This window comes from Candidatus Accumulibacter vicinus (genome assembly GCF_000584955.1).
GTDB classification, from domain to species: domain Bacteria; phylum Pseudomonadota; class Gammaproteobacteria; order Burkholderiales; family Rhodocyclaceae; genus Accumulibacter; species Accumulibacter vicinus.
The window spans coordinates 103,085-109,072 of sequence record NZ_JDSS02000015.1; the positions used below are offsets into that span (position 1 = coordinate 103,085).

General features: G+C 61.6%; 6 protein-coding genes. 4 read left to right on the forward strand and 2 right to left on the reverse strand.

The features are described from left to right. Nucleotides 1-57 precede the first annotated feature (57 nt). Both CAPSK01_RS04125 and CAPSK01_RS04130 read right to left on the reverse strand, forming a co-directional pair. On the reverse strand, nucleotides 58-1,020 hold the full coding sequence (locus CAPSK01_RS04125) for a DUF58 domain-containing protein (RefSeq protein ID WP_034922881.1): 963 nt from the start codon (nucleotides 1,018-1,020) through the stop codon (nucleotides 58-60). Nucleotides 1,021-1,038: 18 nt separating this feature from the next. Next, the gene (locus CAPSK01_RS04130) at nucleotides 1,039-1,974 is read right to left on the reverse strand and encodes a MoxR family ATPase (protein ID WP_273703057.1); all 936 of its coding nucleotides are present in this window, start codon (nucleotides 1,972-1,974) and stop codon (nucleotides 1,039-1,041) included. A 110-nt stretch (nucleotides 1,975-2,084) separates the two neighbouring features. Between CAPSK01_RS04130 and CAPSK01_RS04135 the strand changes: the two genes are divergently transcribed. The 4 genes from CAPSK01_RS04135 to CAPSK01_RS04150 all read left to right on the forward strand — a co-directional run. Continuing rightward, nucleotides 2,085-3,011, forward strand: a complete 927-nt coding sequence (locus tag CAPSK01_RS04135) for a histone deacetylase family protein (RefSeq protein ID WP_034922883.1) — start codon at nucleotides 2,085-2,087, stop codon at nucleotides 3,009-3,011. Between the two features lie 139 nt (nucleotides 3,012-3,150). Continuing rightward, nucleotides 3,151-4,029, forward strand: a complete 879-nt coding sequence (gene dapA / locus CAPSK01_RS04140) for a 4-hydroxy-tetrahydrodipicolinate synthase (protein WP_034922886.1) — start codon at nucleotides 3,151-3,153, stop codon at nucleotides 4,027-4,029. Between the two features lie 14 nt (nucleotides 4,030-4,043). Further along, nucleotides 4,044-5,183 carry an outer membrane protein assembly factor BamC gene (bamC, locus tag CAPSK01_RS04145; RefSeq protein WP_034922889.1) on the forward strand — a complete coding sequence of 380 codons (1,140 nt, stop codon included), beginning with the start codon at nucleotides 4,044-4,046 and terminating at the stop codon, nucleotides 5,181-5,183. Between the two features lie 90 nt (nucleotides 5,184-5,273). Next, on the forward strand, nucleotides 5,274-5,988 hold a 715-nt coding region (locus tag CAPSK01_RS04150; protein ID WP_273703058.1), incomplete at its 3' end, for an MBL fold metallo-hydrolase.

Below are 5,988 nucleotides of genomic sequence, written 5' to 3' on the forward strand. Positions count from 1 at the left end.
CGCCGGTCAGCAGCCAGGGCACGGCACCGTGTTCGAGTGCGTGTGGCGGTTGGCTGCTCATGGTGCCGATTCACTGTACAGCGCCAGTGCTTGCAGACAGTGGGTGCGGTGCACATTCCCCTGCGCCGGCGCGATCTGCTGTCCCGGCAGAGTCAGCCCGTAACGTGCCTGCTGTTCGTCGGCGGCCATCACCCAGCCGGTCAGGATCGACAAGCGGTCTTCGTGGCCGTGCTCGGGCGGTGTCAGAGACCAGTCGAGCCACAGTTCATCGCTGGCTCCACCGGCGAACTGCTTGACCAGCAGCATCTGTTCATCGGCGCAGCGGGCGACCGCTTTCCAGGCAATGTGTCGGGTCGGATCGCTCGGCTGGCGTGGCCGCAAACCGGCGAAGTCTTCCTGGCCGCTATCGCCGTGGTGATGGTCAGCCTGCGCACCCGGCGATGGCCTTGGCAGGGGGGTGCGGAACGGCTTGGGATAGACCACGCATGACCAGCGCGGGTGCGGGTAGCTCCAGGCCTGAAACAGGCCCAGTGGATAGCGCGTGGCAAGCGTCACTCGCCCTGGGTCGAGGCGGCCACGTTTGCTCGTGGCGTAGGGGATGGCCACGGTCACGTGCCCTTGTGCAGGGACGTCAACCTTGACCAGTGGTTGCCCGTCAAAGGCAAACTCGAGAGCGCGACGCGGCTCACTGCGGGCGTTATCCAGTTGCAGCGGGAAACTCGCCAGATCGCCGGCAAAAACCGCTTCGGCACGTTCCGGAGTCAAACTCAGGCCGAACAGATTGTGAAAGGTGTGTACCATGGCCACCAGACCGAGGCCAGCGAGCAGAAAGATCAGCGCGTGCCCGAGGCTCAGGTTGTAGTTGATGGCGCCGATCAGCATCACCGCGAGCACGCCGGCAAACAGGACACCGGCGCGCGTCGGCACGATGAAGATTCGGCGTTGCCCGAGCACGATCGGCAACTGCTCGTCACGTGCCAGGCGGAACAACCAGCGCTTCAAGGCGGCGAACAGGGGCATGTTCGTGACCCGTGACCGTTAGGGAAGCGGTAGTGATCGAATCAGGGCGGCAATATCTTCGCTGCCCGCGTAGCTGCCGCTGACCAGTCGCAAACGATGGCGGGCGACGGCCGGCAGCACCGCCTGCACGTCTTCCGGCAGGACCATCTGGCGACCATCGCTGAATGCCCAGGCGCGTGCCGCCGCGAGCAGTGACAGGGCGGCGCGCGGGCTCAGGCCATGCACCAGCCGGGCGTCCTGGCGCGTTGCCTCGACCAGCGCTTGCAGGTAATCGAGCAAAGCCGGCGAACTGTAGACCGCGGCCACCTCTTGTTGCATTGCAGCAAATTCGCCGGGGTCAAGACAGCTCGCCAGCGTCGGCAATTGTTTGCGCCGGCCACCGCTTTCAAGCAGCGCCCGTTCGGCGTCGTGGTCCGGGTAACCGAGTTCGATGCGCAGCAGAAAGCGGTCGAGTTGTGATTCGGGCAAGGGGAACGTGCCGATCTGGGTTGAAGGGTTCTGCGTGGCAATCACGAAGAAGGGTTCAGGCAGTGGTCGCGTTTCTCCCTCGGTTGTGACCTGTCCCTCTTCCATGGCTTCGAGCAGGGCACTCTGCGTTTTCGGGGTGGCGCGATTGATTTCGTCGGCAAGCAGCACCTGCGAGAACACCGGGCCGGGGAGAAACTGGAAATTGCCGCTTTCACGGTCGAAGATCGAAACGCCGATAATGTCGGCTGGCAGCATATCACTTGTGAACTGGATGCGCGAAAACTGGAATCCGAGTACTCGCGCCAGGGTGTGCGCCAGCGTGGTCTTGCCGACGCCCGGCAGATCCTCGATCAGCAAATGACCTTTCGCCAGAAGACAGCACAGTGCGAGGCGGGTTTGCGAGCTCTTGCCGAGAATGACCGCGTTGGCGGCGGCAAGAATTCTGGTGACCGGGGAGGGTCTCGTCATCGGGAGCATGGGCGGCATGGCTTGTCGTAGTAGCGCAATTGGGATGATAATAAACCATCAGCCGACAACTCGATTTCCCGCAGTATCCATCGCCCCTGGCGGTGATCCTCTGCGACAGAAAGGCCATAGTGACCAGCACTGCATTCATTACCCATCGCGACTGCCAATTGCACGACATGGGTTCGTATCACCCGGAAGCTCCCGACCGGCTGACCGCGATCAGCGACCACATGATCGCGCAAGGTCTGGATTCATATTTCGTTTATCACGATGCTCCGTTGGCCACTTTCCAGCAACTCCATCGCGTCCATTCTGCCGCACATCTGGAACGGCTGAAGCGGGCCTCGCCCGACTTGGGCATCGTGCACCTCGACCCGGATACGGCCATGAACCGGCATACCTGGCAAGCGGCACTGCGGGCTGCGGGGGCAGGGATCAAGGCGGTCGACCTGGTGATGGCCGGTGAGGTCGAGAACGCCTTTTGTGCAGTGCGTCCGCCGGGACACCACGCCGAGCGGGCGGCGGCGATGGGCTTCTGTTTCTTCAACAATATCGCCGTGGCGGCGGCTCATGCGCTGGGAGCACATCAATTATCGCGCATCGCGATCGCCGATTTTGACGTCCACCACGGTAATGGGACCGAGGACTGCTTCAAGGGCGATCCGCGCGTGCTGATGGTAGGCACCTTCCAGCATCCGTTCTACCCCTACAGCGGTACCGAACGACCGGCCTTCAACATGGTGAATGTGCCCCTCAGCCGGGGAACCGACGGTGAGGAATTCCGGAATGTGGTGAGTGATATCTGGATGCCGCGCCTGCGCGAGTTCCAGCCGGAGATGATCCTGATCTCGGCGGGTTTTGACGCTCACTACGAGGATGAGATGGGCGGCTTGAAATTGCTCGAAAAAGATTACGCCTGGGTCACCGTACAACTGAAGCAGCTTGCCGAAGAATGCGCCCAGAAGCGGATCGTGTCGATGCTTGAAGGGGGCTACTCGCTGTCGGCGCTGGCGCGCAGCGTGGCTGCTCATCTTCGGGTTCTGGCTGCAATCTGAGACCGGCGTGCAGGTCGTGGAGCGTTCTGTGGGCGGCCATTGTTTTTCATCGCCAAGGTGTTTCCTTTCGGTTAAAATCCAACGTTCGATTTCTACTGGGAAGACTTCCCGGTAAGTTTGCCAGGCGCCCTCCAAGACCATGATTACCGGATCGATTGTAGCGATTGTCACCCCCATGCATGCCGACGGGAGTCTCGACCTGCCCGGCCTGCGCCGCCTGATCGATTTCCACGTGCAGCAAGGTACCGACGCCATCGTCATCGTCGGTACGACTGGCGAGTCGCCGACGGTCAACTTTCAAGAACACTGCGAACTGATTCGTGTCGCTGTCGACCAGGCAGCCGGTCGTATCCCGATAATTGCCGGTACGGGCGCCAATTCGACGGCCGAAGCGATCGAACTGACGCGTTTTGCCCGCCAGGCCGGCGCCAATGCCGCGCTGTCGGTGGTGCCGTACTACAACAAGCCGACACAGGAAGGGCTTTATCGCCATTTTCGGGCGATTGCCGAGGCCGTCGATCTCCCGGTGATTCTCTATAACGTCCCGGGTCGAACGGTTGCCGATCTGAGCAATGAAACCGCGCTGCGCCTCGCGGAAATACCGAATATCGTCGGTATCAAGGATGCCACTGGCAACATGGATCGTGGCAGTGAGCTGATCGCCCGCGCGCCTGCCGGTTTTGCCGTCTATAGTGGTGATGATGCAAGTGCCTGTGCCCTGATTCTGATGGGTGCAAGCGGCGACATCTCGGTGGTCGCCAACGTTGCGCCACGCCTGATGCACGAGATGTGCGCTGCTGCGCTGGCTGGTGACGCCATCCAGGCGCGTGCTCTGAATGCCCGCCTGCTTGGTCTGCATCGGCAACTGTTTTGCGAAGCGAACCCGATCCCTGTCAAGTGGGCGTGCCAGCAACTGGGCTTGATCGACGGTGGGCTGCGGTTGCCGCTGACCCCACTTTCGCCGGATTTTCACGCACGTGTCCGTGCCGCCATGCAGCAGGCGGGCATATTGGTCTAGGGTCAGGTGGTCAAATGAGTCCTGCCGTATCGCGCTGCCGCGCCGCGCTCCTGCTGCTGCTGGCTGGTTGCAGTGGTTCCCTGCTTGAGCCCAAGCGAATCGAGTACAAGACGGCGTCGGCCACCAATGTGCCGTCGCTGGAAGTGCCTCCTGACCTGACTTCACCTGCGCGCGATGACCGTTATGCGGTACCGGATATCCTTGGCAAAGGGACGGCTACCTACTCGGCGTACTCCGCCGAGCGTTCACCACAGGCCCGCGCGCAGCAGAAGAGCGAGGTTCTGCCGACAGTCGACCGGGCGCACATCGAACGTTCCGGCAATCAGCGCTGGTTGGTGGCCGCAGGAGCGCCGGACAAACTCTGGGGGCAGGTCAAGGACTTCTGGCAGGAAACCGGTTTCGTGATCAAGCTTGAATTGCCTGATGCCGGGGTGATGGAAACCGACTGGGCTGAGAACCGTGCCAAGATCGAGCAGGATTTCATCCGCAACCTGCTCGGCAAGCTGATCGACTCGGTCTATTCGACGGCCGAGCGCGACAAATTCCGCACTCGTCTGGAGCCGGGGAGCACACCGGGGACGACCGACATCTTCATCAGCCATCGCGGCATGTACGAGATTTACGTAACCGAGGGCAGGGACCAGACCAAGTGGCAGCCACGTCCGGCTGATCCGGAACTCGAAGCGGAGATGCTGCGTCGTCTGATGATTCGCCTTGGAAGCGACGAGAAGCGTGCTACTGAGGCCATGCGGGCTGCGCAGGAGAAACCCGTCGAGCGAGCACGCCTGGCGCGCGGTGCTGACGGCGCCGGAACCCTCGAGGTCGAGGAATCGTTCGATCGTGCCTGGCGTCGAGTCGGTCTGGCGCTGGACAGGGTTGGTTTCACGGTTGAAGACCGGGATCGTTCCAGGGGCCTTTACTTCGTTCGTTATGTCGACCCCGAGAGTGACAACGAGAAGAAGGGAGACACCTTCTTGTCGAGGCTCAATCCTTTCAAAAGCAGTTCTGTCAACAAGACACAAATCCAGTACCGCATTTTCATTCGTGAAGCCGGCAGCCTGTCGACAGTCCAGGTGCTCTCGCCCGAGGGCGGTGTCGACCAGTCCGAAACGGCGAAGAAGATCCTCAATCTGCTCTACGATCAGTTGAAGTAGGGTCCAGCATCATCGCCACGGACCTTGATTCCTCAGAGCAACAGCGATTGTTGGTCGTCATCATTTCGAGAGGCTCCCCGATCCGTACAAATGCTCCGTTTCGCATCGCTGGGTAGCGGCAGCCGGGGTAACGCCCTGCTGATCGAGGCCGGCAAGACGAAAGTGTTGCTCGACTGCGGCTTTTCGGCACGCATGGCGACCGCCAGGTTGGCCAGACTGGGTACTGTTCCGGATGAACTGGCCGCGATCGTGGTGACGCACGAGCATGCTGATCACGTAGCGGGTGTTTTCGCCTTTGCCCGCAGCTACCAACTCACGGTTTATCTGACGCACGGCACCTATGCCGCAGCGTCGCAAGGCAGGACCACCCTACCCGTATGCCGGCTGATCGACGGTCATGCGTGCTTTGCGATCGGTGGCCTTGAAGTGCGGCCCTTCCCGGTGCCGCACGATGCGCGCGAACCCGTTCAGTATGTGTTCGGCGACGGTCAGCACTGCCTTGGCGTGCTCACCGACAGCGGCTCGATTACGCCCCACATCGTGGATGTTCTGGGTGCCTGCGACGGGCTGGTACTGGAATGCAACCACGACCAGGCGCTACTTGCTGCGTCGAGTTATCCGGTGCGACTCAAGCAGCGCATCGCCGGGCGCTTCGGTCATCTGGAAAACGGCCAGGCGGCAGCCCTCTTGCGGCAGGTCGATACCCGGCGCTTGCAACATCTGGTCGCGGCACACCTGAGCCAGGAGAATAACCGGCCAGAACTGGCTGCCAGAGCCTTGGCATCGGCTCTGGGCTGCAGCGAGG